This is a genomic window from Microthrixaceae bacterium (genome assembly GCA_016702505.1).
In the GTDB taxonomy this organism is placed as follows: domain Bacteria; phylum Actinomycetota; class Acidimicrobiia; order Acidimicrobiales; family Iamiaceae; genus Aquihabitans.
The window spans coordinates 208476-233165 of record JADJDU010000001.1 but is presented as its reverse complement, the minus strand read 5'-3'; the positions used below and the strand labels follow the sequence as shown (position 1 = coordinate 233165).

Here is a 24690-nt window from a genome sequence, read left to right as displayed (position 1 = left end):
TCGGGTCTGGCGCCTAGGCGCGTGCAGCGTGGGCCAATAGCGCCAGAAGGGGTCCCGTCGGCCCTGCGGCCTTGAGACGTCCACTCATCCAAGCCACGTTGGCGTCGAGTTCGCCCGATACCAGGCGAGCCGCCTCGGCCGCCGTCGAGGACAGCTCCACTACGTCGACGTCCTCGCCGCGACCAGCCTCGTCGCCGCCAGCGGAGGGGGACGGCTCGAAGCGCACGGTCACTGCCACCGGCCCATCGGGCGCCTTCGGCACCGACCAGGTCACCTCCAGCGGCCGACGGAGACCCCAAACCGGTCCGAGACCTGCCAGTGGCGTCACCCAGTCCAGATCAGGGGCGGTCATGACCAGACCTCTGCCCGGAGTCCACTGAACAGATCTCGTTCGATCCCTTCGGGCACCGGCACCCGGGTGCGGGCGAGTTCGTAGTCGTCCCACGGATGGATCCTGGAGGCGACATCATCGGGGAGCCCGAACCAGAACGGCGAGGCCGGATCCACCTGGGTGGCGTGGGCCCTCAGCGCATCGGCCCGAACTTGGTAGTACCCGTCGACGTCGATGCTGGTCGTTATCAGGTGGTCCTGGCTGGGTCTGTCGAACCAGGCCTGGTCGAAGGGCGACTCCAAGTCGTGGTCCAAAAAGGCTTGGTGGATGGCCAAGATCCGAGCCCGTGACCACGTCGTGTAATAGAGCTTGGACGGTTCCCAGGGGTCTCCCAGGTCTGGATAGCGGGCGGGGTCCCCGGCGGCGTCCCAAGCGGCCAGGGTGATCTCGTGAGCCCGAATGTGGTCTGGGTGGGGGTAGCCGCTTTGGTCTTCGCCGTATGAGACCAGCACCTGCGGTTGGTCCCGACGGATGATGGCCACCAGCCTGCCCACGGCTTCATCGAGAGGCACCATGGCGAAACAGTCGGGGTTGAGGTTGTGATCGCTGTCGGGCATACCCGAGTCGTGGTAGCCCAGCATCTCCCAGCGGGCGTAACCGATGATGTCAACCGACCGCTTAAACTCGGCCCGACGGACCCCGGCCAGATCAGCGTGCACCTCAGGGGTATCCATGGCCGGGTTGAGGATGTCTCCAGCCTCTCCCCCGGTGCAACACACCAAAGTGGATTCGATGCCCTCTCGGGCGTAGCGGGCCACCGTCCCCGCCCCCTTGGAAGCTTCGTCATCAGGGTGGGCGTGCACGGTGAGAAGGCGAAGGGGTCGGTCCACGTCGCCCGACGCTACCGGGCACGTCACCCAATGCCGCCCGTCCGACTGCCCGACTCCGACGCCCCCGAATTGCGAGGCACCTCGAAACCGCGATCGACGGCGTCGCCGTAGCCCACCCCGCGAGTAATGGTCATCAATTCACCAATGCAGGAAATTCGTGTCAGATCCACAGTGGCCGTGGATAGATTGTCTGGCTGCACCGAGTGGTGTGGCAGGGAGGCACGAAATGGACAGCGGTGATCCCGAGGTCTGGCGGTGGATCTGGTTGATCGCCGCCGTGGTGTTCGGTGTCGGAGAGATGGCGGTGGCGGGGTCCTTTTTCCTTGCCCCCTTTGCCATGGGAGCAGCTGTTGCCACCGTGGTCGCCTTCGCTGGTGGCGGCCTCACGCTTCAGTGGGCCGCCTTCCTCGGGGTTTCGGTCGCCACCTTCGTGGCCCTTCGCCCCATGGCGCACAAACTCAGCGCATCAACCCCCGAGTCGAACGTTGGAGCCCACCGGCAGGTGGGCCAACGGGCCCGAGTGATCGAGCCCATCGACGGCGAACACGACCACGGCATGGTGCAACTCAACCGGGAGAAGTGGAGAGCCGAGAGCCAGAGCGGTCAGGCCATCCCCGCCGGCACCACGGTCTTGGTGGTGGAGGTGAGGGGTACCCGGGTGGTTGTCACCCCCACCGACCCGGTGGGCACCGAGCACACCGTTCCCCCGGCCTCGTGAACCATCGGCCGGCCGACTCGCTCGTCATGGGCAACTGATCATGCCCTTCCGTCCTCATAGGCAGACCAAGGAGACCCCGTGGGACCCCTCGTAGTAGTGCTGGCGATACTCGCCATCTTCTTCTTCATCTTTGCGGCCAGCGCCATCCGCATCGTCCAGCCCTATCAGCGGGGCGTGAAGGAACGTCTCGGCAAGTACCACGAGACGCTCGACCCCGGTCTGCGGGTGATCGTGCCGTTCGTGGACAAGATCCGCATGGTCGACATGCGCGAGCAGGTCGTCGACGTCCCGCCCCAGGAGGTGATCACATCCGACAACGTGGTCGTGTCTGTGGACGCCGTCGTCTACTACGAGCCCACCGACCCCCAGCGACTCGTCTACAACGTCGCCAACTTCATTCTGGCCGTCACCAAGCTGGCCCAGACCAACCTGCGCAACGTGATCGGCGACCTTCAGCTCGACCAGGCCCTGACCAGCCGAGACAAGATCAACGTCGATCTGCGCCAGATCCTCGACGACGCCACCGACAAGTGGGGCGTCCGGGTGGTCCGAGGAGATCCAGCGGATCGACCCACCACCAGACGTAATGCACTCGATGCACGAGCAGATGAAGGCCGAGCGAACCCGTCGTGCCGTCGTAACCGAAGCCGATGGCCGCCGGGAGGCATCGATCACCACCGCCGAAGGCGAGAAGCAGGCCGCGATCCTTCGCGCCGAAGGTGAACGTCAACGCCAGATCCTCCAAGCCCAAGGTGACGCCGAGGCCACTCGAGCGCTGGCCGATGCCGAACGCTTCCGCCAGCTCACCGTGGCCGAAGGTGAGGCCCGCGCCATCACCACCGTCTACCAGGCAATCCATGCCGGTGACCCCTCACCTGACCTGTTGGCCATCAAGTACCTCGAAGCCTTGGGGCGTATCGCCAACGGGCAGGCCACCAAGATCTACCTGCCCGCCGATTTCGGCAGCGGTCTGGGATCGCTGGCCGCAGTGGCCGAGCTTTTCGCTGGCAGCGGCACAGACGAGGAGGGCCGCCAGGCCCGGGCCACCACAGCTCGCGCTGCCCTTGACCGTCAAGCGGCCGAAGCGGCAGCAACGGTCGCGGCCCACCCCGCCCCCGCTGCACCCCAGCCCGCCCCTGCTCCCACGACGGCTCCGGCTCAACCGGCGCCCGCCCGACCCGCACCACCAGCTCCGCCTGCTCGGCCCGCCCCTCCCGCCAGCCCGCCTCCAAGCGTCTGAGCCTGGATCCATGTCCTCCTGCGTCAGCTCGTCAGACAGCCGAACTTCAATGTTGGCCACACAGAGTCGGACACGCCTGGGAGACCACGGACAATCGAGCGCCACTCACCCTTGATCGGTGGATGGAAGCTGAGCGTCTAGGAGATCGTTCGCTCAGAACGCGATGCGTCCCGCCGGTTGGGTCATCGGCTCTGACCCACACGGCGGGACGCAGATTCGGTAGCAGAATCCGGGCGCTCCCGCCGAAGTTCGGACGGGCCCGGTGGCGAGCGGGGAGGGCAACAGGTGCCGACTCCGAAGCACATCCGCGGTCCGTTGTGGGAACGGGGGGCGCTGGCGGCTCTCCTACCTGGTGGTGGCGATTCAGCCCGGAGGCGACCGCTCCACTTCTCGTTTCGGTCTCACGGTTGTCCTGCACCTCCCGGGGAGAGTGGGATTGCTTCCGTGTCGTCGGGGTGGGGTCACCCCTGACGTACGTCAACCATGGACGATTGCCCGTTACCCGTCAAGGCCTCTGACGTGGCTTCTTTCCCGCGCTCCGAATGACCCTCAGGGCCCCAGCGAATAGGTCCGGCCCCATCCGCTCGCCTCCTCTTGGGTTGGCTCGGTTCTGGCCCTACTCAACGGCGGTGTCGGCGCTGGGCCGATCTGACCCATCACTGGACTTCGAGCGACCGAAGCGCCCGGCGAAAGGCGACCGGCCCGGGCCGTCCTCGATCCGCTTCGAACGCAGCGCCGCGTAACCCAACATTCCGGCCGGGAACAAGAACTGGGGAAGAAGCAACGAGAACACACCCAGCATCACCGCTGACATGGTCCACATGCGTCGGCGCTTGGGGTGCAGGCTGAACACAACGGCGTTGCCAACCAAGATCAACGGAGGCCCGAGAAACAGAACTGCACCGGTTCCATAGGCCTCGAACAGGGTCCGGGTCGCCTTGGCCCCCTGCTCGGCCCCTTCGGGTGGAACCGAGTCCATGATCGAGGCCATCACGGCCAGCACGATCGTCAAGACCGCGGCCATGATCACCTGTAAGCCTCCCGGCACTTGGACCAGTTTGCGCAGGAACGAACCTTCGAGGGTGGCGATGTCGACCGGTACCTCTCCCAGACGGGCCGGGGTAGAAGTCGGTTTCGCCGCCGTCGAGCCGTGGAGATCTCCCGCCCGAGCCGACTCACGGTTCTTACCCGATGGCGCCTTCGCCGTTGCCGCGGCAACTCGATCCTCGTGCGGCGTGGACGCCGCCTTGGTGCGCGCCGCCAATGCCTCGCGCTGAGCCTTGTTCTGACGAGCCCTCTTCTGCTTGCTGACGTCGGTGCGGTTGGCCACCTCGAAAAGCTAGGGACCATGCCGACCCGGGACCAACCGGAGGCGCCACGGCCGCAGCGACCACCATTTCTAGGAGGCCAGCGGATAGGCGAGCCGACCCCGCTAGGACCCTTGGCCACCCAACTCGAGCCGCTCAGTGGGCAGGAGGAGGTCCGGCGTGCTGGCGGATCCAACCGTGCATGGCGATACCCGATGCCACCCCGGCATTGACCGAACGCGTGGACCCGTACTGGGCGATGGCGAGAACCATCGAACAGGCCCTCAGAGCGCCTTCCGATAGCCCCGGTCCTTCCTGGCCGAACAACAGCACACATCGCTCAGGCAACTCGGTGGTCTCGAGGGGGACGGAGCCTTCGACGTTGTCCACGCCCACCACCACCAGTCCCTCCGCCCCGGCCCAGTCGATAAACGCTCGGACCGTGTCGTGGTAGTACACCGCTAGATAGCGATCGGTGGCCATGGCACCGCGGCGGTTCCAACGACGACGGCCGACGATGTGGACGCCAGCAGCTCCAAATGCGTTGGCATTTCGTACGACTGCTCCGATGTTGCGGTCATGACGCCAGTTCTCCACCGCCACGTGGAACGGATGGGCTCGGCTAGCGAGATCGGCCGCGATCGCGTCCTCCCGCCAGTACCGGTACCGGTCGGCGACGTTGCGTCGGTCCCCCTGCCCTAGGAGGTCACGGTCGAAGTGCCCTTGATCGGGCCATGGTTCGGGATGTGGCGGCAGACCTACCGCCGAGCTGGCCTTCGCTTCCTCGTCGTCGAGGAGGAGAACGACGGCGGGCATCTCTGCGATGGAGGAGATCACGGCATCCGGTGTTTGACCGGGTGGGCACGGAGATTCGGAGGGATTGAGCCAGACCCCCCGACATCCAGCACGCTGCGCTCGGGTTACGTCCGCGATCTCAGATGTCACATGTACCAGCTCGCTGAGATGGCAACCCCCGGCTGCGGCCCCCACCGAGAAGAGCCGACCCTCGGCTTGCGTCAACCCCATCCTGACCGGGTCGAGCACGAAGTCGACAACTCGAACCCACTTGCGGTGGTGTACGTCAGCCGCGTCGTCGATCACGAGGCCGATGGCGAGACGCAAGCTCAACTCCCCCAAGACCTCATCAAATCGTCTCAAGCTGACCAGGTCACCGACCGCGAACTGCACACAGCGAACAGGCACCCCCGCACCGTATGGGAACCGCTCGAGCGTCGTGGCCGCGGGCACGACGCCTTGATTTCCATCACCGCAGGAAGAGGTCAAATGGCACCTCCAGCGCAGCTGGCTTCTGAGGCCGACATCGGGCACAAGGGCAGCACCCCAGTCGAGTCGAACCTGATTGGTGCTCTTCTGAGACGACGGACGGTTTCATGGGCCACAGCCACGCGGCATACGCCAGAGAAGACGTTGAAGATGCCAAGCGTGGTGAGCCCTCTTTCTCACTCGATCGGTGGGCCACAGACAGAGGTCTCGAGTTCGTGGGCCAAGCACTACCAGGATCGTTCGGATCCGTATCGCCCGCCCGATGATCCATGCGCAGAGTTTCGATTCCCCTCTTCCTCGCCCCGAACAGGCCGAGCAGATCGGGGGCTTCGACCAACCCGAGCACTATGAGGTTGCGGCGCTGTCGAAGGTGGCCGAAGAGCTCTCGATGACCCCCGAGTCACCGGTGCTGTTCCACCGCACCCAGCCGCATTGTCCCGTACCCGGAAGGGCCATCGGCATTCTGCGGGGACCGGTCAGCGGCGCTTCCACTACCGGCCGTCTGGGGTTTTTCGTTCTTCGAGGCCACACCGGGGGCTCGTATCGGGTGGCCATGATGCTGCCTTCTCTACCGGGAGCCGAGACACCGCTGGGAGGTGTCTTGGACCGGGATTCGGACCACTACGTAGAGGTGACCGACGGTGTCGCCTATATCTGGCCCAGAACCCGCTACGGCGGCGAGCTGAATCCGGGTAAGACCCTGGATGTCGCCGTCCCGACCCTTGCTCGCCTGGGATTCGTTGCCGGATCCTGAGACCCGGACCTGACCGCGAGCGGGTCAGCCCAGACCGGCCACAGCTATCACCATCGACACCAAAGCCACAACCAGCGCCACGATCAGTTGGCGCTGAAAGGTCTGCTGAGCGGCGTAGTGCTGATCCTTGAACTGGCTGAACAGGCTCACCATTCGGAGTTCCATGGCGGCCACCTCCTGACGCAAGCCGGCCACCTCCCCTTCCACCGAACCGAGCCGGGTGAAAACCGAGTCGATCCGATGATCGAGTTGGTCGATCCGATGTTCAAGCTGGTCGATCCGATGGTCGACCTGCGCAAATCGACTATCGATCTGCTCGAACCGGTGGTCGATCTGCTCAAACCGAAGGTCGATCATGGCAAACCGCTGATCAACAGAAGCGAATCCGGCCACCATTCGGGCCTCCAGGTAATCGAGGTCGCGCTTGGTGGCCACATCGGCCCAACCAACCGGGGGCAGGTGTTCCATCAGCACGGCAGCCTCCTCGGGCCCGATTAGCTCCTCGAGTCTCAGGTATAGATGATGCCGTGCTTGTTCGGTGATAGCCATGACTGTTCTCCAGACCACGAAGTAGGTGAACAACGGGGTCGGCGTGAACCCGACCGGCAAGCCCTAGGGCAACACCGCATCGCCGAGGACAAACCTATCGAGCCGCTCTGACAGCCACGCCGCCGTCTCTGGTTCGGGCGGCCTTTGTTCGTGAAGATCCCGGTCAGCTGCGTCTCAGACCAAGAGTCGGCAACAAGATCATGGCTCCAGCAAAGGTGCCCGCCCGGTAGGTGACATCACTCAAGTCGTCTACCCGATGGATACCTCTCAGGGTTTCCACCAGTATCTCCGCAACCCATTGTGGGTCCCCACCACGGCCCAGATCGATGAAGTGGTTGGGGGACCCGACGAGCGGAACTGGATCACCGGGCGAGAAGTGGCTGGGTTCATTCCAGCCAAGCCCCTTCAAACGATCCAGGCCCTCGAAGTCGAGTTGGTGTTCGGGCGTCAGGTACTGATTGCTGACCGACTCCAGCCGAACACCACCGTGGTCGACCATCACCTGCACAAACCGGTTACCCGTGCCGCTCAAGATCAGGAACTGGTCAACTTCGAGAACACCGATGACAGAACCAAGGGCGACCGAGAACGGGGCCCAGTCACCTCCCCCACCACCATCACGGACCCCATCAGAACTCGCCTCACCCGACCCGTCAGATGACACGTGACCCTCCCAGTGTCGATACCCATTTGTCGAGACCGACGGTAGACGGACCGGGTCGCATATGGGTCGGCTCGCCTATTCACTCACCTCCTTGGCTAGGACACACATCCGGACCCTGGAACTACTGGACCACCACGATCGACTCGCTCCGCGAGGGTTCCCTAGGTGGGTCGTTGGAACCATTTGGGGGTCGATCTACTAAGGGGCTGATCCGCGGGCGGTCCTATCTCCTGAACGCACCACCGGGTGCATCGATACGACAGGAGCTGATCATGACCGTCACCACTTCGTCTGCCACCGACAGCCGCACAAGACGGTCTCCCCGTCTCATGTCACGGCTCGCGGTTGGCGCTCTCGCCGCTGGCTCTCTGGTCAGCGGACTTGCCTATCCCGCCGTGGCCGAGCCGGGACCGATACCTACGGTTGGCGCTATTGCGGTCGACGTCGGTGTCAACACCGCCACGGTTCAGTCCTGGGTGGTTGACTCCGGTGCGGTCTGGGCTGATCTGGCGTTCCAGAGCTCGGCATCTCACGCGGTGGTGCAGCTCTCCACGAGTGCTCCCAAGATGATCGATGGCAAGCCGAGCCTTGGAGCAGCCCAACCGGTCGCCCTTGCAGGCCAGCGCGTTTCAGGCAACATCAGCGCTTTGGCCACTGCCAGCACCTATCGGTTCACGCTATCGCCCGATGGGCTACGGCCTGACACCACCTATCACGTGCTGGTGACCTTGCCCGGAAAAGCCGGGCAAGAAGCGAATGTCGTGGCCAAGTCGTTCAAGACCAAGCACCGGATCGTCACGACGACGGTTGAGTGGATCCATGTCAGTGACGACGCCGATCCCGGCCTCGTGCGGGGTCCCGGTGAGGTTCGTTTCGGGGTCCGGGTTGCACCGGACGAGTCGAAGCTGGCGTCGAGGTCCTTCAGCAACTGGACCGGGACGATGTCGCTGGCCACTGGTGAAGACAAGGTGTTCTCCGGTGGCACGTTCACGGCCCAGGCCGACACCCGAAACTCCCATGCCTACGTCCAGGTTCAAGGCCAGGAGGAGGATGGGGTCGGCTTCTGCCCGATAGGAACCGTCGACACGCCCACCCAAGGCTCGTCGAAGTGCGGTGACCAGGCATGGGCTGAGGCATGGGTCGACCTGCCGTCGGTGAGGGCTGAAGGCGAGCTCGACACCAGGGTGCTGGCAGTGGTCATCGGCTCGCCCGCCTTGCAGTTCCAGGCTCAGGTTCGGGTGCAGACCAAGACCTCTTGAAGTCTGTTTGGAGCCCGCTCGGAGCTCATCTCCGAACGTGACCAGAGAGCATTCCACCCGTAACGACTACCGGAAATCTCTGGACGTGGTGGTCACCGCCAAGGGCAGCAGGGAGATGGCCTCGGCCACCACGTTCACCGCACCATCGGCCGATTCCACCCGCCCCCTCACCAACAAGGCGGGAGCCGACTGCACCAGCCGCCGGTGGCGCACCCAACAGCCTTTGGACACCACCACGTTGATCAGGCCGGTCTCGTCTTCCAGGTTCACGAACGTGGTTCCGCCCGCGGTGGCCGGCCGTTGCCGATGGGTGACCACACCACCCACCAGAACCCGGGACGAATGGGGTCGGGCCGCCAGATCCGAGGCGGACACGACCCCCAGTCGGTCCAGCTCACTTCTCACGAATCGGGTGGGGTGACCGTGGGCGGCGATGCCGGTGGACCACAGATCGGCCTGGGCCGTCTCACGTTCGTCCATCCCCGGCAGCGTGGGGGCCTGGACGCCGGTGACGATCCCCTCCAGGTGACCGGGTCCGCCCTGTGCCAGCGCTCCTACCGCCCAGATGTCCTCTCGACGCCCGGGAACCGGGACCAACACCGGGTCGGAATCCAATCCTGAGACCGCAGCCCGACCCGGGGGAACATCAGCACCACGAAAGCAGGAGAAGGCTCCAGCGGTGGCCAACGACTCCAACAACGTCAGGGTGAGGTCTGGGTTACGACGAGCCACATCTTCCATCGAGGCATAGGGCCGACCAGCTGCGATCCGCTCGGCCAGGTCAGGGCCGATGCCTCGCACCACTCCTATGCCCAAGCGCACTGCTGGTCCGCCATACCCCCAGGTCCGATCATCGCTCGGGTCACGAACCAGCACCGTGGCACCCCCCACCCCATCCCCACCGATGGACTCGCCAGTGACCGCATCGGCCCTACCCAATCCCGCCTCCTCTTCCGCCGCCAGCGGTGCCGGAGGGTGCAGAGAGGATGGGGGCTCGAGGGTAGCGGTGGCCGCCGAAGCGTTCACACATGGAGTACGCACCTCGACCCCGTGTCGGGTGGCGTCAGCCACCAGTGAATGCGGTGAGTAGAAGCCCATAGGTTGGGCGTTGAGCAGACCAGCGCAGAACGCGGCCGGATAGTGGTACTTGAACCACGCCGACGCGTACACCAGATAGGCGAAGCTCACCGAGTGGCTCTCGGGAAAGCCGTAATTGGCGAAGGCCGCCAACTTCACGTAGATCTCCTCGGCCACATCTCCGGTGATGCCCCGCTCGGCCATGCCCTCGAACAGCCGCTGGCGCAACCGCTCCATCCGTTCGCTGGAACGTTTGGACCCCATGGCCTGTCGCAGTTGATCGGCCTCGGACGGGCTGAAACCGGCCACGTCTATCGCCATCTGCATGAGCTGTTCTTGGAACAGAGGGGTTCCCAGGGTCTTGGACAGCGACCGTTCCAACAACGGGTGCAGATAGGTGACGGGCTCTTTGCCGTTGCGGCGACGGATGTAGGGATGGACCGAACCGCCCTGGATCGGCCCTGGCCGGATGAGCGCCACCTCCACCACCAAGTCGTAGAAGGTGCGGGGCCGAAGCCGGGGCAGGGTGGCCATCTGGGCCCGCGACTCGACCTGGAACACACCCACAGAGTCGGCCCGGCACAACATGTCATAGACCTCGGGATCCTGGGGGATGGTGGCAAGGTCGATTCCGGAGCGGGCCGGACCGAGATCATCAGAGATGGGGCCGACCAGATCGACCATGTGGTGCAGGGCGCTCAACATGCCCAGCCCCAACAGGTCGAACTTGACCAAACCCACCGCGGCACAGTCGTCCTTGTCCCACTGCAAGACGCTGCGATCGGCCATGCGGGCCCACTCCACCGGGCACACCTCGACCACCGGCCGGTCGCACACCACCATGCCCCCCGAATGAATCCCCAGGTGGCGCGGGAAGTGCTCTACCTCACGAGCCAGATCCAACACCGCCACGGGAATCTCGTTGTCAGCCTTCTCTCCGATCTGGGCCTCCAATCGTTTCCAGGGGTCGAGCTGCTTGGACCAGGCATCCTGCTGGCCCGGATCGGCTCCCAGCGCCTTGGCCATGTCTCGCACCGCGGAGCGGGACCGGTAGGTGATCACGTTGGCCACCTGGGCAGCGTTCTGACGGCCGTACCGCCCATAGACGTACTGGATCACCTCTTCTCGGCGACCGCTCTCGATATCTAGGTCTATGTCTGGAGGACCATCGCGCTCGGGTGAGAGAAACCTCTCGAACAGCAACCCCAGACCCACGGCATCGACCTTGGTGATACCCAACGCCCAGCACGCCGCGCTGTTGGCTGCGGACCCTCGACCCTGGCAGTAGATGTCGTTGAGACGACAGAACTGCACTATGTCCCACACGATCAAGAAGTAGCCGGGGAACCCGAGCTGGTCGATCATGGACAACTCGTGATCTATCTGGGCCCATGCCCGGTCGTTGCCCCCGTCACCCCGGCGCCGAGGTCTAGGCCCGTAACGATCGACACGAGACGCCCCTTCTTCCACCAGCCTCCGCAAGAAGGCCATCTCGCTCAGCCCATCTGGGCATGGGTAGGGCGGCAGACATGGGGCCACCAGAGCCAGATCGAACGCACACTGGCGTCCCAACTCGGCGGCGGCAGCCACTACCCCGGGATAGCGGGCGAAGCGGCGGTCCTGCTCGGCCCCTGACCGCAGGTGGGCTCCCGATCCGGCCGGTAACCAACCATCGGCATCGTCGAGACTTCGCCGGGCCCCCACCGCGGCCAGCGCCGCGGCCAGGCGACTCCCGGCCGGGGTGGCGTGGCGCACGTGGTTGGTGGCCACCAGCCCCACCCCCCGCCGCAAGGCCAGTTCGGACAGGGCGTCGTTGCGGTGGGAGTCCAACGGGTCGCCGTGGTCCCACAGCTCTACGTGAACCGAATCGACCCCGAAGGCTTCCACCAGGAGATCCAGCTCCCGAGCAGCCGCAGCCGGGCCGTCAGCAGCCAAGGCACAGGCCAACGGACCGTCGATCCCACCGGTCAGCACCACCCACCCGTCCCCACCCGGGATCGGAGAAGATGCTCGATGCGGTGGTGATGTCACGGGAGCTACGGCCAGATCGGCAAGTTCCCCGAGGGTGATGCGGGGAGCCCCCTTCTTCCCGGCCATCTGAGCCTGACTCAGGGCTCGGGCCAGGCGGGCATAACCACCTGGACCCCGAGCCAGCACCACCAGCGGCGCACCTCGGTCAGCCAGCACGATCTCAGCTCCGAACACGGTGGGTAGACCAACGGCCCGAGCCGCCTCGGCAAAGCGCACCACTCCGTAAAAGCCGTTGCGGTCGGTGACCGCCAGCGCTTCCAAGCCGAGACGAACCGCCTCTTGCACCAGTTCTTCAGGGTGAGATGCACCCTTGAGGAAGCTGAAGTTGGTGTGGCAGTGAAGCTCGGCATAGGGAACGGTGGACGACGGAGCCATCAATTGGGTCGGTGGCTCCCACGCCACCCGCTTGTGGGACCATGCCGGCCCGTCGCCTCCGGTGGCCCATTCGGGCCGATCCGGTTCGGTGGCTTCTCTGACCCGAGGTGACCCCTGAGGCTGAACACCAGAGAGCCGTCGTTCCAGCTCTGACCATGGCACCGACGGATTGTTGAACCCCACCCTGCCACCTTCGCGCCCGAACATACGTTCGGTCAATCGGGTTGGGACCCCCTTACCTGCGGAGATCGGCTTGGGAGGCGAGCGAATAGGTGAGCCGACCCATAAATACAGCATGGCCAGACCGAGGCGAAGCCTCGGTCTGATCACCCTCACAGCGACGACGACTGGACCTATTCGCTCGGGTTCTTTGCCGCCGTAGCAGCAGCTGCTCAGGCGTGCTCACCCGAGCCGCAGGCTCTGTCGCCCGAACAGGCATCTCCGCAACCAGCCGGGACCGAGCCTGGTTCACGAAGCTCGGCCACCGCCGCCCACAGGTCGGTGGCGCTTGGCTCACCCACGAATGATCGATGTACCAGACCACTGGCATCGGCGATGAGGACCATGGGCACTGCGTCCACCTTGTATCGCTGATGAAGCGCCTTGTCCTCTGCTGCATCCACGGACTGAACGGCCACCAACGGCGCTTCCAGCACCATCGCCTTGTCGACGGTGCCCCGGCACGCATCACAGGTGGACGACGAGAACACCACCACCATCCACGGCGCCTCCGGTCGTTCGAAGTCGGCTCGATCCAGTTGGGTCGGCACCACCCAGCTGGCGCCCTGCTCGGGAGCGTCTCCGTCACGTCGACTCAGGATCGTGGAGATGACGACGGCCACCACCACCAACACGGCCACGACCACGATTGGGATCACCCCCACAGTCTGGTCAACCGGACTGTGGACGAACCACCTCGACCACCGGAACCGCTCAGGCCCCGATCAGGAGGCGAGCCGCAACCTGTGTGACTCATCAACCCGACATGCCGAGATGTGACCTACCCGCCAGAGGCATCAGCCTCGATCCACCGATCGGAGCCTCCGACCTGCGGAGATCGGCTTTGCCGGTCGCAGCAGCGAAGACGTCGGCCGTCAGGCCGGCGACCGAACTCCGCCGGAAGGCTGTGCCTTTCGGCGGAGCCAGGCTTAGCCGGGGGGAAGCGGGACCACCTGGTCGGGGAATGGTGTGGCCAGGTCGGTGGAGATTCCTCGACCGGTGGTGGCCCATTGGGTCCGGGCCACCACGATCGGACCATCGCCAGCGATGACCAGGGCCGATCCGAGTTGGCTATCGCCCAGATCCAAGGTGGCGCGTCCACCGGCGGGGACCGTGACCGAAGACGACGGCCGAGGCTGTCGGGCACCTCCCACCAACTCGTGGACGGTCACCTTCACGTCCAGATCCGACGGGTTGGCCACCACCACCTGAGAGGTGATCACCTCGCTGGCACCCCGTCCGGCCAGGAACCAGGACCGAGCTGCGACCGGCGCGCCCGCGGTCACGGCGTAGCCGGGGGCGTAAACGGTGTAGCTCAATTCAGCCTCCTCGGACTCATGGTCGTGTTCTGCGTCGGGGTCGGTCTCGGGAATCCTCTCATCGTCTACGGGTAGATCGGGCGAGCTGGTGGTGGAGGGTGTCTCGGTCGTCGAGACGGTGGACGGTGGGGACGACGTTGTGGTCACCGAGGCCACCACCTGCTTCGCCGCCGCCGCCACCGCGACCCCGACCCGGGTCGACGGCGCGGCACCGGTCAGGTTGGATGTTCCCGATCCTGAAGGTGCCGACGTAGTGGTGGTCGTCACGGTCGATGTGGTGGTGGCTGGGACCGAGGTGGTCGTGGCGGTGTCGGGGTCTGGCTCAGAATCGGATTCCGCGGCCGCGTCGGGGTTGCCTTCGGATGGTTCGGGCTGGGTGTCACGCTCGCCGACGTGCCAAACCAGTTCCGCGGCCACGTCCACGTCGTTGGTGGACCGCACCCGCAGTGTCAGCTCCATTCCCGGGGTGAACTCGATACGGTCGGTCAGGTCCACCAACGTCTGACGGCGAGGCCCCACCACCACCTCGATCGGGGCGATCGGTACCTCTAGGCGAGGGTCGGCGAAGCCGGCCGTCAGCTCCAGTTCGGCACGCTCGGAACTGGGGTTGAGCACCGCCAGTTGAGTGCGCCCGCCCTGGACGAAGCGAACGTCGGGGAAGAACCACTGCGTCGATGCAGTAGCCAAGGCCGGAGTGGAGGCCACTCCACGAGGAGCCTCGGTGGAGACCGCGTTTGCCCCCGACCCAGCGACCGAGTCCCCGGTTCCGTCGTAGATCTGGAGCCGGTCCACCACGATGCGCCCGGTGCGGGTGGTGATGGTGGTCGCCACCTCGGCCCGACGGGACGGGTTCTCCACCGTGACCACTCGAAGAGAACGGGCCGGAACGGCCATGCCGGTCAGAGCCCGCGGCGAGATGGGCCCCTCGTCGGTGGCGAAGGAGATGTCTACTGAGGTCGGGTCTGGGAACGGGTTGAACAGCGCCAGGTGCAGGGTCGCTCCCCGCAGTGTCGTACCCGACGGCAGGTACCAGCGGTTGGAAGCCGCCGAGGCACACGGGCTGACCTCGAAGCCGTGCTCACCGTCTACCTGGCGTTCCACTGTGGCCCGTCCACCGAAAACCTCGACGGTGGCGGCGGCCCATTCACCGACTCACGTCTCGCGCCCCGACGCGGACCCGGCCGTTGACCGGAACGTCGACGGTGACGGCCTTGGGCTTGGCATCTCCGCCGAAGACGGTGACGGTTGCCTTGGCTCCGGTGTCGGCAGCGTTCGCGATGGTGAAGGACAGGTCGGCACGCTCTCCGGCCCCGACCGCGGTACCACCACCGCAGAACCAAGTCGACGACACGGGATCGGCTACCGCTGCAACCGGCAGCAAGGTCTCAGGGGCGGTGACCGTGACATCTCGAAGCACCGGCGGACTGACCCGGTCGATCACGTAGACAGCGCCGCCGACCACCGCTAGAAGCAGCAGGAACGGCAGCCACCGTCGGGGGGTGAACCGGCTCCTGATCCGGGCATGGCGTCCGCCTCGTCGTCGCGCCATCACCGTTTACCTCTCGGGTCTAGCCATCTGGGGCAGTGAACACCGATGATCATTGGCCGTCTCCAACCTCGGACACGGCCGAACCGACCACCGCGGACGCGGTCGCGGTCACAGATTTCTCTGCTCGCTCGCGGCGCCGGATGCGGCGCCGAGCCACCAGAACCGCGACCCACAGGGCGATCTGGCCGGCCGAAACCAGGTGGTGGAAGAACGGCGTCTGATAGGTGAGCGTGGCTTGCCCGGCGCGGTTGGCCGTGAACACGTTCGTCCACCCGTAGTCGCGGCGACGGGCCAGAGGGACCCCGTCAACCCTGAGCTGCCAGTTCGGGTCGGCGCTCTGAGAGACCAGGACGTCTCCTGGTGCAGGGACCTCCCCCGCTGCACCCACGGCGCCACTTTCTTCTTCCAGAGCCGGATCGGCACCGGACAGCTCGTCAGATACGGCGTCGGTGAACCGGGTGCGGTCGCCGTCGCGTTCGGGCAGCACCGATCGGGCACTCGGAGCCGCGGTGTTGCGATAGACGAGCAAGCCGTCGGCCACCGGGATCTCCTCGAGGTCGAGCTGCTGGGCCAGCATGGCCGTGAGGGCTCGGGGTGGATGGCGTTGCCCGGTGATGGTGGTGCTGGACGGAGCCAGCCGACTGGTGACCACGATGTAGCGGACACCCATCGGGGCCAGCAGGTGACCGAGGCGATCGGTGCGGCCATCTTGGGCAATGGTGAGAGCCTCGGCCAACAGCGGTGTGGCCCCCGGCGGGGCGCCCGGGATCCGGTCCAGCACCGTGGGTACGCCGCGGTCGGTGGCGGCATAGGCCATGTCCTCACCGAAACGCCACCCCGACACCGGTAGGAGTTCGGGGTCTCCGATCCACAGGACCCTCGCTGCCGGCCGGTCGTGGTTGGACACCAGGGGGTCCAACGATGCGCCGAACCCTCGTGCTGGCATACGCCAGCGACCGTCGATCAGACCCGCCCCCAACGGCAACGCGCCCAGGACCACGCCGAGGGCGGCCACAACCGAAAGCACCTGACGCCAACCGAAGGTGTAAGCCCGCAGGTCGGTGTCGAAGCTGGCGATGCCGAGTGCGGCGGTCAGGGCCAGCGCGGCCGCGGCTGGGGCCAGCACCACTTCGGCGGCCGGCAGCCCGAACGGCAGGTGACCGGCCTGCCCGGCCCACAACACCCCCCACGCGGCGAGAGCTACGAACCAAGCCCGCACCGCCCACTCCAGACGCCAGGACCGTCCGATGATCACCGGGAGCACTCCTGCAGCCAGGAACGCCCAACCCAGGGGAGGTGCCCCCCACGGGCCCGACTCGAAGCGGATCACACGGCCCAGCGTGAGGGGTCCTCCATTGGTGGACCCAACGCCGGCCACCGCTTCCCACCATGACGGGGCCGATATCAGCTCGAGGCTCCACGGGACGTGGAGGGCCACGGCCACGATCACCGCCCCACCTGTGACCGCCAACATCCGCGCTACACCAGCCACTCGGAAGCACAGCACCGATCCGAGGGCTAGGGCCAGGCCCATGGCTGCTGCGATCACCACGAAGGAGGGAACGATGGCGGCGGTGAGAGCCAGCAGCAACCCAAGGCCCAGGATCAACCCTCCCATGCGTCGACGCGTCGCGGGCAGACCGGCTCGACCGTCAACTCCCACCTCAGCCCCGCGCGAGGGCTCACCTTGTGTCCCCGCGGGGATGGACTCGGCGTCATCCCCGTCGAGGGAAACCGGACCGAACGGGGCCACCCCTGAGGCTCGACCAAGCATCAACATCACCCACGGGGCGGCGGCGTAGGCGACTAGTCCACTCCACGAACCGCGGGCCAAGGCGTTGTAGGGCACGGGGATGGCGAGGTAGACGGCGAAGGCGGCAACGCTGGCCCGCGCTGATCCGATCGGCCGGGCCAGCCGCCACGCCCCCAGGGCCCCGAGGGGCACCATGCCGACTATGAGCACGGTACGCAACAGGCCGGTCGCCCCGAACATGACGAAGCTGGCCAGCCCCAACAGGAGGTGAGCGGTGGGTTGACCGGCAGCCCCGCCCAGCCCGTCTCGACTCCACCCCGACCACCACGAGGCGATCAGATCTCCCGGAGCCGAGGGGAATCGGGCCAGTTCGCCGATGGCGGGGATGGGGTCGATGAGGAGCTCACGCGAGCTGACGGCGAGGAGCACCCCGAGTACCAGAGCGAAGGCGCCGGTGAACTGCCTGGAACCGGCTTGAAGCGACCCGATCATGTCCCGCGACGACCTGGTGAACGTGGTGACGCGGTCGTCGCGTCGAAGGAGTTGGCCCCGAACGAGAGCGTTGAACCGGGCGCTCCCGTTGACCTGGAACTCGCGGACATCGGAGTCCTTGACCCCTCGGGCGACCTTGAGGAGCTTGCGTCGTGCCCGGGCCGTCTTGTAGCGCCGCAGGTTCCAGGGCCAGGCCGACAGGACATCTCGGGCCTGGGCGGGATGACCCGACAGGACGCCGTAGAGAGCCTCGACCAGGGCCCAGATGATGGCTTGGGGAAGCACCTTGAGGCGGCTCCACCAACCATAGGAAACGAGGGTGGTGCGGAGCCGGTGACGGGCAAGCCGCCGGCGCCTGTCGTCGATGGGGATCCGTTCCCCCATCGCTTCGAGGTGGCGAACCCGGGCACCGGGGGCCACCATCACCCGGGCACCGAGGGTGTGCGCTCGCCAGCACAGGTCGAGGTCCTCGCCGAGGTAGTCGATGGCTTCGTCGAACCCGTGGAGGGCCTCGAACAGGTCGGTCCGAACCAGGGTGCAGGCACCGGGAACCGCGAACACGTCACGGACGGCATCGTGTTGTTCCTGGTCGAGCTCCCCCACCTCGGCGTAGGGGGCCAACACGCCGGTCTTGTCTGCCCCGAGGCCGACCTGGAGAAGACGGGTCGGGTCGTGCCAATCGACCAGCTTGGGCCCGATCACGCCGGCATTTGACCGGAACGCCTCCTCGACCAGAGCGCGCACCGAGTCCGGTTCCAGGGCCACGTCGTCGTGAAGGAAGAGGTAGAAGGCCGCTCCCTCCACCAGCCCGGTGGCGGTGTTTGCTGCCGCGCCATACCCAGGGTCGTGTTCGAGGACGTGGATACGGGCATCGGGCAACTGGTCCCGCACCCGATCGCTGGGATCGACCTCGCTGGCGGTGTCGACCACCACGACCCCCAGGTCGGCATAGGTCTGTGCCGCGATACTCGCCAGCGTGTCTTCGAACCAGGGTCCGGGATCGTGAGTGACCATCACCACGACCACCGGGGGAACCACGGCGGGAAGCGGGGTGACGTCGGGGCCGGACTGGTCGACGGGGGTGCCGGACTCAGTTGGTCGGAGGCGCACGATGTCTCCAGGGTACCGGTGCTCTCGGTTCCGATCGGGCACCCCCCTAGGGGGACGAGCCTGATGTGCGAGTGGTCACAGTGCTTGCAACTGTTTAACAACCCGCGTATCGTAGTGAGCGAATCGAATGTCCCCCGCTTGTTCACAGGAGAACACCGAGATGGCCGAACTGAGCCTCGAAACCGTCACCAACGTTGCCCGCGACGCCTTCTACGTGAGCGTCGGCGCTGGCGTCATCGCCTTCCAGAAGCTCCAGGTCCAGCGGGTCGAGCTGACCGAGACCGTCTGCACCCAACTGGACGACGCCAAGGTTCGCTTCGACGAGGCCAAGGGCCGCATCGACGAAGCCAAAGACACCGCCGAGAAGTCCCTGGGTTCGGTTTCCGAACTGGTCGAGGACCGGGTGAAGCTGGTCGAGGAGCGCCTCACCGCCCTCGAGACCCGCCTCGAGACCATCCTCTCCCAGGTTGAGGACAAGCTCCCTGAGCAGGCCCGTGACCTGGTCAAGCAAGCCCGCGAGCTCGTCGGCCTCGCCGCCTGACCTTCCGGCGCCAACCAATAGCTCTGGGGTCGTCCCGGCCGCTTGCTGCACGGTCCGCCCGACGGACCCAACCGAGATCCCCCTTGCCAGAAGGGCCGACCCCCGGGTCGGTCCTTCTGTGCGTCCCGACCCTGCTCCTGGGCGTTCAAGACTGGTCACTACGCTGGGTCGGACCATGACAGACCGCGAACTGGTACGCAGCTACATCGAACGGGCGGCGGTGCGGGCCGACGGAGACCTGGGCCGTTACGTCCGCGACCGGGTGGACGAAGCTCGGCCCCATGCCCACGCCGGGGCCGAAGTGCCCGAAGGGGCCCGGCTGCGGGGCGTGAAACAGGCGGTGGTAGCGGCATCCCGACCCGTCACCTCCCACCAGTCCGTAGTCAACCACCAGGTCCTCGACGCCCTGGACAGGGTCGCCGACGACCTCCGCGAGCTAGCAGCCCGCATCACCACCGCCGACCAGTACGTGTCGCGGGTACGTGCCACCGCCGCCACCATCGAAGGCCTGGTCGATGAACTGGTCACGGGCTTCGAAGCCGAGCGAGAAGCTCGTGAGGCCCTCGGGGGTCAGATCGCCGCCGAGCAGGAGCGCTTCGCATCCTTCCGAGCCGAGGTCCTGGCCGAGTTGGCCATCATGCGAGCCCGCCAGGACACGCTGCTGCGCGCCGCCCGCCAGGCTCTGCCCGACGGCCCGCCGCCGCTGGAACTGCTCAGCCGTGAGCTGACGGTGCACGATGAAGCCCTCTACGAAGACATCGAGGATGCCTTCCGAGGCAGCCGGGACGCCGTCACCGAGATGCTCCACGGCTATCTGACCGACCTCGCCGCCATCGAGGGGACCAACCCGGTGGTGGACGTGGGTTGCGGTCGGGGGGAATGGCTGGAGTTGCTCGCCGCCAACGGCGTCGCCGCCTACGGCTGCGACATCAACCATGTCGTGGTCGAGCGCTGCCGCTCCCTCGGTCTAGAGGTCCGGCACGCCGATGCCGTGGATCACCTCACCACCATCGAAGCAGGAACGGTCAGAGCAGTCACCAGCTTCCACGTGGCCGAGCACCTCTCGCTGGACACGCTGGTGGCCCTCATCGACGCCGCCCTGGTAGCCCTTCAACCCGGCGGCCTACTGATCCTGGAAACCCCCAACCCCAACAACCACCAGGTGGGCGCGGCCAACTTCTACCTCGACCCGTCCCACCTCAAGCCGCTACACCCGCTCTTCTTGGAGTTCCTAGTTCGTTCCCGTGGCTTCGACCCCGTCGAGGTACGAGAGCTACACGGCCCAGGGATCGAACCCCTGCGGCCCACCGACCTGGCTGGCGACCCAAACCGCACCACGCCGTTTGTGGAGGCCCTCAACCAGGCCTTCGCCTCACCACTCGACTATGCGGTAGTGGCCCGCAAGCCCGGCACCGCCGCCGGCCCGGCCTGAGGACGGGCAGGGACCGGTGCGTCGACCTCGCGTCGCCATCCTCAAGCCCGACTACTACGGCATCGTCGGCGGCTTCGAGCGCGTGGTCGACATCCTCGACGATGCCCTGACCGCCGACGGCTACACCGTGTCTCGCCGTGTGGTGAAGGTGGTCGACCTGCCCCTCGAAGTCGGCGGGCTCGACATCCCGCCCGAGGTGTTCGAGTCCCACCCCGAATACTTCCGGTACCTGATGGTGCGCCAGGCCTTCGACCGCCTCGACACCGGCGATGCCGACCTGGTGATCTCCACGCAACCGCCGTCGTTCAGCCACGTGCACCCTCGCCATCTGGCGTTGTTCTTCCACCATCACCGCGTCTACTACGACCTCGAAGACGTATATGTGGAGGCCGGTTTCGTGGACGACCCCGATCTCCACCGTCGAGCCGGTCAGATCATCCGCCAGATCGACCAGGACCGCCTCGATTCGGTGGGCTGGTTCCTGGCTGGATCTCAAACCGTTGCCGACCGACTCGCCCACTTCGGCGGCCAGACCAACGTGAGCCTGTTCCATGCCGGGGTCGGGGTCGGAGACGACGCCGAACCGGTACCCCAGACACCACCAGGCACCGGCCCGGTCCTGTCGATCAGCCGGATGGAGTTCCCCAAACGTTCCGAGTTGGCTGTGGCCGCCGCCCATCTGATGGGTGAGCGCCCCATGGCCCTAGTGGGTACCGGCAGCCGGGAGCGCTGGGTGCGCCACCTCGATCACGTCCTGGCCCACGGTGAGGCTGACGCTGCTGAGCTCTCCCCTGCCGAGATCTGGTGCAACACCGGCCGGGCCGCCCAGCTGGTGCCCGACGACTTCCGCTCGCACGTGGAGTTCGCCGGCCGGGTGTCCGACGACGACCTGGAGCGGCGCTTCCGCGACGCCCCCTGCGTGCTGGCCGTGGCCCACGACGAGGACTACGGCCTCACCGCCATCGAGGCCATGCGCCACGGCCGCCCGGTGATCGTGTGCACCGACGGCGGTGGTCTCACCGAGCTGGTGGTCCACGAGCAGACCGGTCTGGTCGTGGACCCGACACCCAGGGCGGTGGCCGACGCCATCGAACGACTGGTGACCGACCGGGATCTGGCCGCCGAGTTGGGCCGCAACGGTCGAGACCGCGCCGCGGAGTTCTCATGGGCCAACGCGGTGGCCGAGTTCCGAGACGGCCTGGAACGGGTCGACCGGTGACCGGCCCCGAGATCGAAGCCGTGGATGCTGGCCACGCACGGGCTTCCGCCGGCAACCTGTCGATCGCGGTGGTTGCGCCATCGGCGGTGCCCTATGCCACCGGTGGAGCAGAGCGGGCCGTGGCCGGTCTGGCCGACGCCCTCGCCGAGGCCGGACACCGCTCCGAAGTGTTCAAGCTGCCCGTGGACGAACGCACCCTGCCCGGCGTGGTGGCCGGCTACCAGCACTTCTCCCTGCTCGACCTGTCCCACTTCGACCGGGTGATCAGCGTCAAATACCCGGCGTGGATGGTCCGCCATCCGGTCCACACCGTGCTCATGTTTCACCCCCTGCGGGGCCTCTACGACACCTACCCCGACCACCTGCCTACCGAGGTGATCGATCCCGAGCCGGTAACCGAGGACCTGCTGCGCCGCCTCAGTCCCGGCGCGGGCGCGAAGCGTTGCCCGACGTGTTCGGTTGGTTCGGGCTGGTGGTCGACACCCTGGGTGCCGACCACCCCGACCTGTCCTTCCCCGGTCCTCTGGCCCGACGACTGGTTCGCTGGCTCGACGGTGTGGCCTTGGCCCCCGGCGAGGTGGTCGATCACTGTGCCCTGTCCCACACCGTGGCCGCCCGTTCCGGGTACTTCCCCGACCGTGTTACCCCGCGGGTCGTCTACCTGCCCAGCCCCCTTCCAGCCGGTCCCGAGATCGAGCCAGGCCACGGCCAGCGCTACCTGTTCACTGCGTCACGCTTGGACGGGCCCAAGCGGATCGACATGATCGTGGCTGCCATGGCTCACGTTCACGGCGACGTACCGCTGCTGATCGCCGGCGAAGGACCCGAGGGGGATCGACTGCGGACCCTGGCCGAGGCAGACGAGAGGATCCACTTCGTCGGCCGCCTGGCCGACGACGAGCTCCGGCGCCACTACGCCGAGGCATTGGCGGTGCCGTTCGTTCCCCGAGACGAAGACCTCGGCCTCATCACCCTCGAGGCCATGGCCCGGGGAGTGCCGGTGGTGACCACCACCGATGCCGGCGGTCCCACCGAACTCGTGGAACACAACATCACCGGTCTGATCGTGGAACCGGAACCGGCAGCGCTCGGTGCCGCACTGGCCGAACTGGTGGCCAACCGGGCCGAGTCGGCCGCGTTGGGACGATCGGCGGCTGCAGCCGCGGACCGGATCACCTGGGACGGCGCCGTCGAGCGTCTGGTGGGTGAAAGGTCCAGAGCCGGGCGCAAACGGCACGCCGCCACCGGACCCCTCGGGCCTCCGGCCCCCGAGAGGGGTGCGTCGGGACGACCCCGAGTTGTGGTCACCACCACCTTCCCGGTCCACCGGCCGGTGGGTGGCGGTCAGCTCCGGGCCCGGCACCTCTACGGCGGACTGGCCCGCCACGTGGACGTGGAGATCGTGGCCCTGGTCGACTGGGATACACCGCCGACCTCGATCGAGATCACCCCCGGGCTGGTGGAGACGCTGGTGCCCCGCACCGCCACAGCCCGCGATGCCTGCCTCCAGACCAGCCTCGAAGTCGGTGTACCGGTGGCCGACATAGTCTCGGGCCATCAACCCGGCCTCACGCCTGGCTACCTCGCCACCCTGGCCGAGGCCATGGGAGGAGCCGATGCCGTCGTCTTGGCCGAGCCCTATCTGGTTCGCGCCGTGCTCCAAGCCCGGGAACTGGCCGGGGTCAGCGGACCACCGCTAGTGCTCGACGCCTACAACGTCGAGGCCGCACTCAAGGACTCCGTGCTCCCGGCCACCGTCCTGGGGCGACGCCTAGCCCGGCAGGCCACCGCCATCGAATCCGACGCCGTCGCTGCAGCCACCGCGGTGGTGGCATGCGGGGAGGTGGATGCCGCCGAGCTGTCCAGCCGCTATCACAAGCCCGCCGACGCGTTCACAGTCATCCCCAACGGCGCCGAGGTACCCGCTCGCCCTGTCGAGGCCGACGAGCGACGGCACCACACCCACGGCTGGTTGGCCAACTACCACCGCAGCGGACCCCTGACCCAGTCCTACGAGCACATCGGGTTGTTCATCGGGTCGTGGCACCCGCCCAACGTGGACGCGGTTTGGTTGTTGACCGAGATCGCCGACTCCCTACCGGGTTTGTTGATGGTGTGTGCCGGGAGCATCGGCGATGCCTTCTACAACCGGATCGTGCCGCCCAACCTGGTGTTCACCGGGGTCGTCTCCGATGCGTCCCGCCGGTCTCTGCTGCGCAGCGCCACCGTTGCGCTCAACCCCATGCGAATGGGCAGCGGCACCAACCTGAAGGTGGTGGAGTACTTGGCCAACGCCATTCCCACCGTGTCCACCCCCTTCGGCGCCCGGGGTCTTGACGTGGTCGACGGCGAGCATCTGAGGCTGGCCGAGCCTGACGATTTCGCCGCCACCGTCGAGGACGTCCTGGGTGACCGGACTGCCGCTCACCACATGGCCCTCCACGGCCATCACCTAGTGGCCGCCACCCTCGGGTGGCCCGCCCTGGCTGAGCGTTTCACCCAGGTGGTCCTTGACGCCGCTCCCACCATCGTCCTGTGATCGGCTGATGGACAAGGTCGAGCGTGGCACCGTGGTCT

Annotated in this window: 19 protein-coding genes and 1 pseudogene; 9 read left to right on the top strand and 11 right to left on the bottom strand. The window is 66.5% G+C overall.

All coding sequences use genetic code 11. The annotated features are described in order from the left end of the window. Window positions 1–13 precede the first annotated feature (13 nt). Window positions 14–352 carry a hypothetical protein gene (locus tag IPG97_01075; protein ID MBK6855182.1) on the bottom strand — a complete coding sequence of 113 codons (339 nt, stop codon included), beginning with the start codon at window positions 350–352 and terminating at the stop codon, window positions 14–16. Further along, window positions 349–1221 carry a mycothiol conjugate amidase Mca gene (mca, locus tag IPG97_01070; protein ID MBK6855181.1) on the bottom strand — a complete coding sequence of 291 codons (873 nt, stop codon included), beginning with the start codon at window positions 1219–1221 and terminating at the stop codon, window positions 349–351. Before mca ends, IPG97_01075 begins: the two co-directional genes overlap by 4 nt. Before the next feature lie 226 nt (window positions 1222–1447). Between mca and IPG97_01065 the strand changes: the two genes are divergently transcribed. After that, window positions 1448–1939 (top strand): NfeD family protein, encoded by a 492-nt coding sequence (locus tag IPG97_01065; GenBank protein MBK6855180.1) that lies wholly within the window; start codon window positions 1448–1450, stop codon window positions 1937–1939. Between the two features lie 78 nt (window positions 1940–2017). After that, window positions 2018–3179: pseudogene (locus IPG97_01060) on the top strand (SPFH/Band 7/PHB domain protein). Between the two features lie 616 nt (window positions 3180–3795). On the opposite strand, the gene IPG97_01055 reads toward IPG97_01060, so the two are convergent. Further along, complete coding sequence (locus IPG97_01055) at window positions 3796–4509, bottom strand: hypothetical protein (protein MBK6855179.1); 714 nt, start codon at window positions 4507–4509, stop codon at window positions 3796–3798. A gap of 133 nt (window positions 4510–4642) precedes the next feature. Then, window positions 4643–5302: an rRNA methyltransferase gene (locus tag IPG97_01050; protein MBK6855178.1), complete on the bottom strand. Its 660-nt coding sequence runs from the start codon at window positions 5300–5302 to the stop codon at window positions 4643–4645. A gap of 730 nt (window positions 5303–6032) precedes the next feature. Here IPG97_01050 and IPG97_01045 point away from each other — a divergent pair. Then, complete coding sequence (locus IPG97_01045; GenBank protein MBK6855177.1) at window positions 6033–6524, top strand: hypothetical protein; 492 nt, start codon at window positions 6033–6035, stop codon at window positions 6522–6524. A gap of 24 nt (window positions 6525–6548) precedes the next feature. Here the strand turns inward: IPG97_01045 and IPG97_01040 are convergent, their stop codons facing one another. Beyond that, the gene (locus IPG97_01040) at window positions 6549–6710 is read right to left on the bottom strand and encodes a hypothetical protein (GenBank protein MBK6855176.1); all 162 of its coding nucleotides are present in this window, start codon (window positions 6708–6710) and stop codon (window positions 6549–6551) included. 54 nt (window positions 6711–6764) lie between these two features. Here IPG97_01040 and IPG97_01035 point away from each other — a divergent pair, with 54 nt between their 5' ends. Further along, window positions 6765–7022, top strand: coding sequence for a hypothetical protein (locus tag IPG97_01035; protein ID MBK6855175.1), 258 nt, complete (start codon window positions 6765–6767; stop codon window positions 7020–7022). Window positions 7023–7236: 214 nt separating this feature from the next. Here the strand turns inward: IPG97_01035 and IPG97_01030 are convergent, their stop codons facing one another. Continuing rightward, entirely contained in the window at window positions 7237–7737 is a 501-nt protein-coding gene (locus IPG97_01030) for a hypothetical protein (protein MBK6855174.1), read from the bottom strand. 272 nt (window positions 7738–8009) lie between these two features. Here IPG97_01030 and IPG97_01025 point away from each other — a divergent pair, with 272 nt between their 5' ends. Further along, entirely contained in the window at window positions 8010–8996 is a 987-nt protein-coding gene (locus tag IPG97_01025) for a hypothetical protein (protein ID MBK6855173.1), read from the top strand. 66 nt (window positions 8997–9062) lie between these two features. Here IPG97_01025 and IPG97_01020 read toward each other — a convergent pair whose 3' ends face one another. The 5 genes from IPG97_01020 to IPG97_01000 form a co-directional block, all read right to left on the bottom strand. After that, window positions 9063–12662 carry an error-prone DNA polymerase gene (locus IPG97_01020; protein ID MBK6855172.1) on the bottom strand — a complete coding sequence of 1200 codons (3600 nt, stop codon included), beginning with the start codon at window positions 12660–12662 and terminating at the stop codon, window positions 9063–9065. A gap of 209 nt (window positions 12663–12871) precedes the next feature. Next, complete coding sequence (locus IPG97_01015; GenBank protein ID MBK6855171.1) at window positions 12872–13357, bottom strand: hypothetical protein; 486 nt, start codon at window positions 13355–13357, stop codon at window positions 12872–12874. Window positions 13358–13627: 270 nt separating this feature from the next. Beyond that, entirely contained in the window at window positions 13628–15118 is a 1491-nt protein-coding gene (locus tag IPG97_01010) for a hypothetical protein (GenBank protein MBK6855170.1), read from the bottom strand. A 43-nt stretch (window positions 15119–15161) separates the two neighbouring features. Continuing rightward, entirely contained in the window at window positions 15162–15566 is a 405-nt protein-coding gene (locus IPG97_01005) for a hypothetical protein (GenBank protein MBK6855169.1), read from the bottom strand. 49 nt (window positions 15567–15615) lie between these two features. Next, entirely contained in the window at window positions 15616–18921 is a 3306-nt protein-coding gene (locus IPG97_01000) for a glycosyltransferase (protein ID MBK6855168.1), read from the bottom strand. Between the two features lie 127 nt (window positions 18922–19048). Between IPG97_01000 and IPG97_00995 the strand changes: the two genes are divergently transcribed. The 4 genes from IPG97_00995 to IPG97_00980 all read left to right on the top strand — a co-directional run bounded on the left by IPG97_00995 (window position 19049) and on the right by IPG97_00980 (window position 24652). After that, a complete protein-coding gene (locus tag IPG97_00995) occupies window positions 19049–19462 on the top strand; it encodes a hypothetical protein (GenBank protein MBK6855167.1) in 414 nt (137 codons plus the stop codon). Window positions 19463–19637: 175 nt separating this feature from the next. After that, window positions 19638–20894, top strand: coding sequence for a class I SAM-dependent methyltransferase (locus IPG97_00990; protein MBK6855166.1), 1257 nt, complete (start codon window positions 19638–19640; stop codon window positions 20892–20894). Between the two features lie 16 nt (window positions 20895–20910). After that, a complete protein-coding gene (locus tag IPG97_00985) occupies window positions 20911–22113 on the top strand; it encodes a glycosyltransferase family 4 protein (GenBank protein ID MBK6855165.1) in 1203 nt (400 codons plus the stop codon). 442 nt (window positions 22114–22555) lie between these two features. After that, entirely contained in the window at window positions 22556–24652 is a 2097-nt protein-coding gene (locus IPG97_00980) for a glycosyltransferase (GenBank protein MBK6855164.1), read from the top strand. Window positions 24653–24690: the final 38 nt, after the last annotated feature.

Coding starts and splice junctions, on each gene's coding strand:
- IPG97_00990 (MBK6855166.1), top strand. CDS start 19,638: ATGACAGACCGCGAACTGGTACGCAGCTACATCGAACGGGCGGCGGTG.
- IPG97_01045 (MBK6855177.1), top strand. CDS start 6,033: ATGATCCATGCGCAGAGTTTCGATTCCCCTCTTCCTCGCCCCGAACAG.
- IPG97_01005 (MBK6855169.1), bottom strand. CDS start 15,566: ATGGCGCGACGACGAGGCGGACGCCATGCCCGGATCAGGAGCCGGTTC.
- IPG97_01035 (MBK6855175.1), top strand. CDS start 6,765: ATGATCGAGTTGGTCGATCCGATGTTCAAGCTGGTCGATCCGATGGTC.
- IPG97_01065 (MBK6855180.1), top strand. CDS start 1,448: ATGGACAGCGGTGATCCCGAGGTCTGGCGGTGGATCTGGTTGATCGCC.
- IPG97_01075 (MBK6855182.1), bottom strand. CDS start 352: ATGACCGCCCCTGATCTGGACTGGGTGACGCCACTGGCAGGTCTCGGA.
- IPG97_00995 (MBK6855167.1), top strand. CDS start 19,049: ATGTCCCCCGCTTGTTCACAGGAGAACACCGAGATGGCCGAACTGAGC.
- IPG97_01025 (MBK6855173.1), top strand. CDS start 8,010: ATGACCGTCACCACTTCGTCTGCCACCGACAGCCGCACAAGACGGTCT.
- IPG97_01050 (MBK6855178.1), bottom strand. CDS start 5,302: ATGCCCGCCGTCGTTCTCCTCCTCGACGACGAGGAAGCGAAGGCCAGC.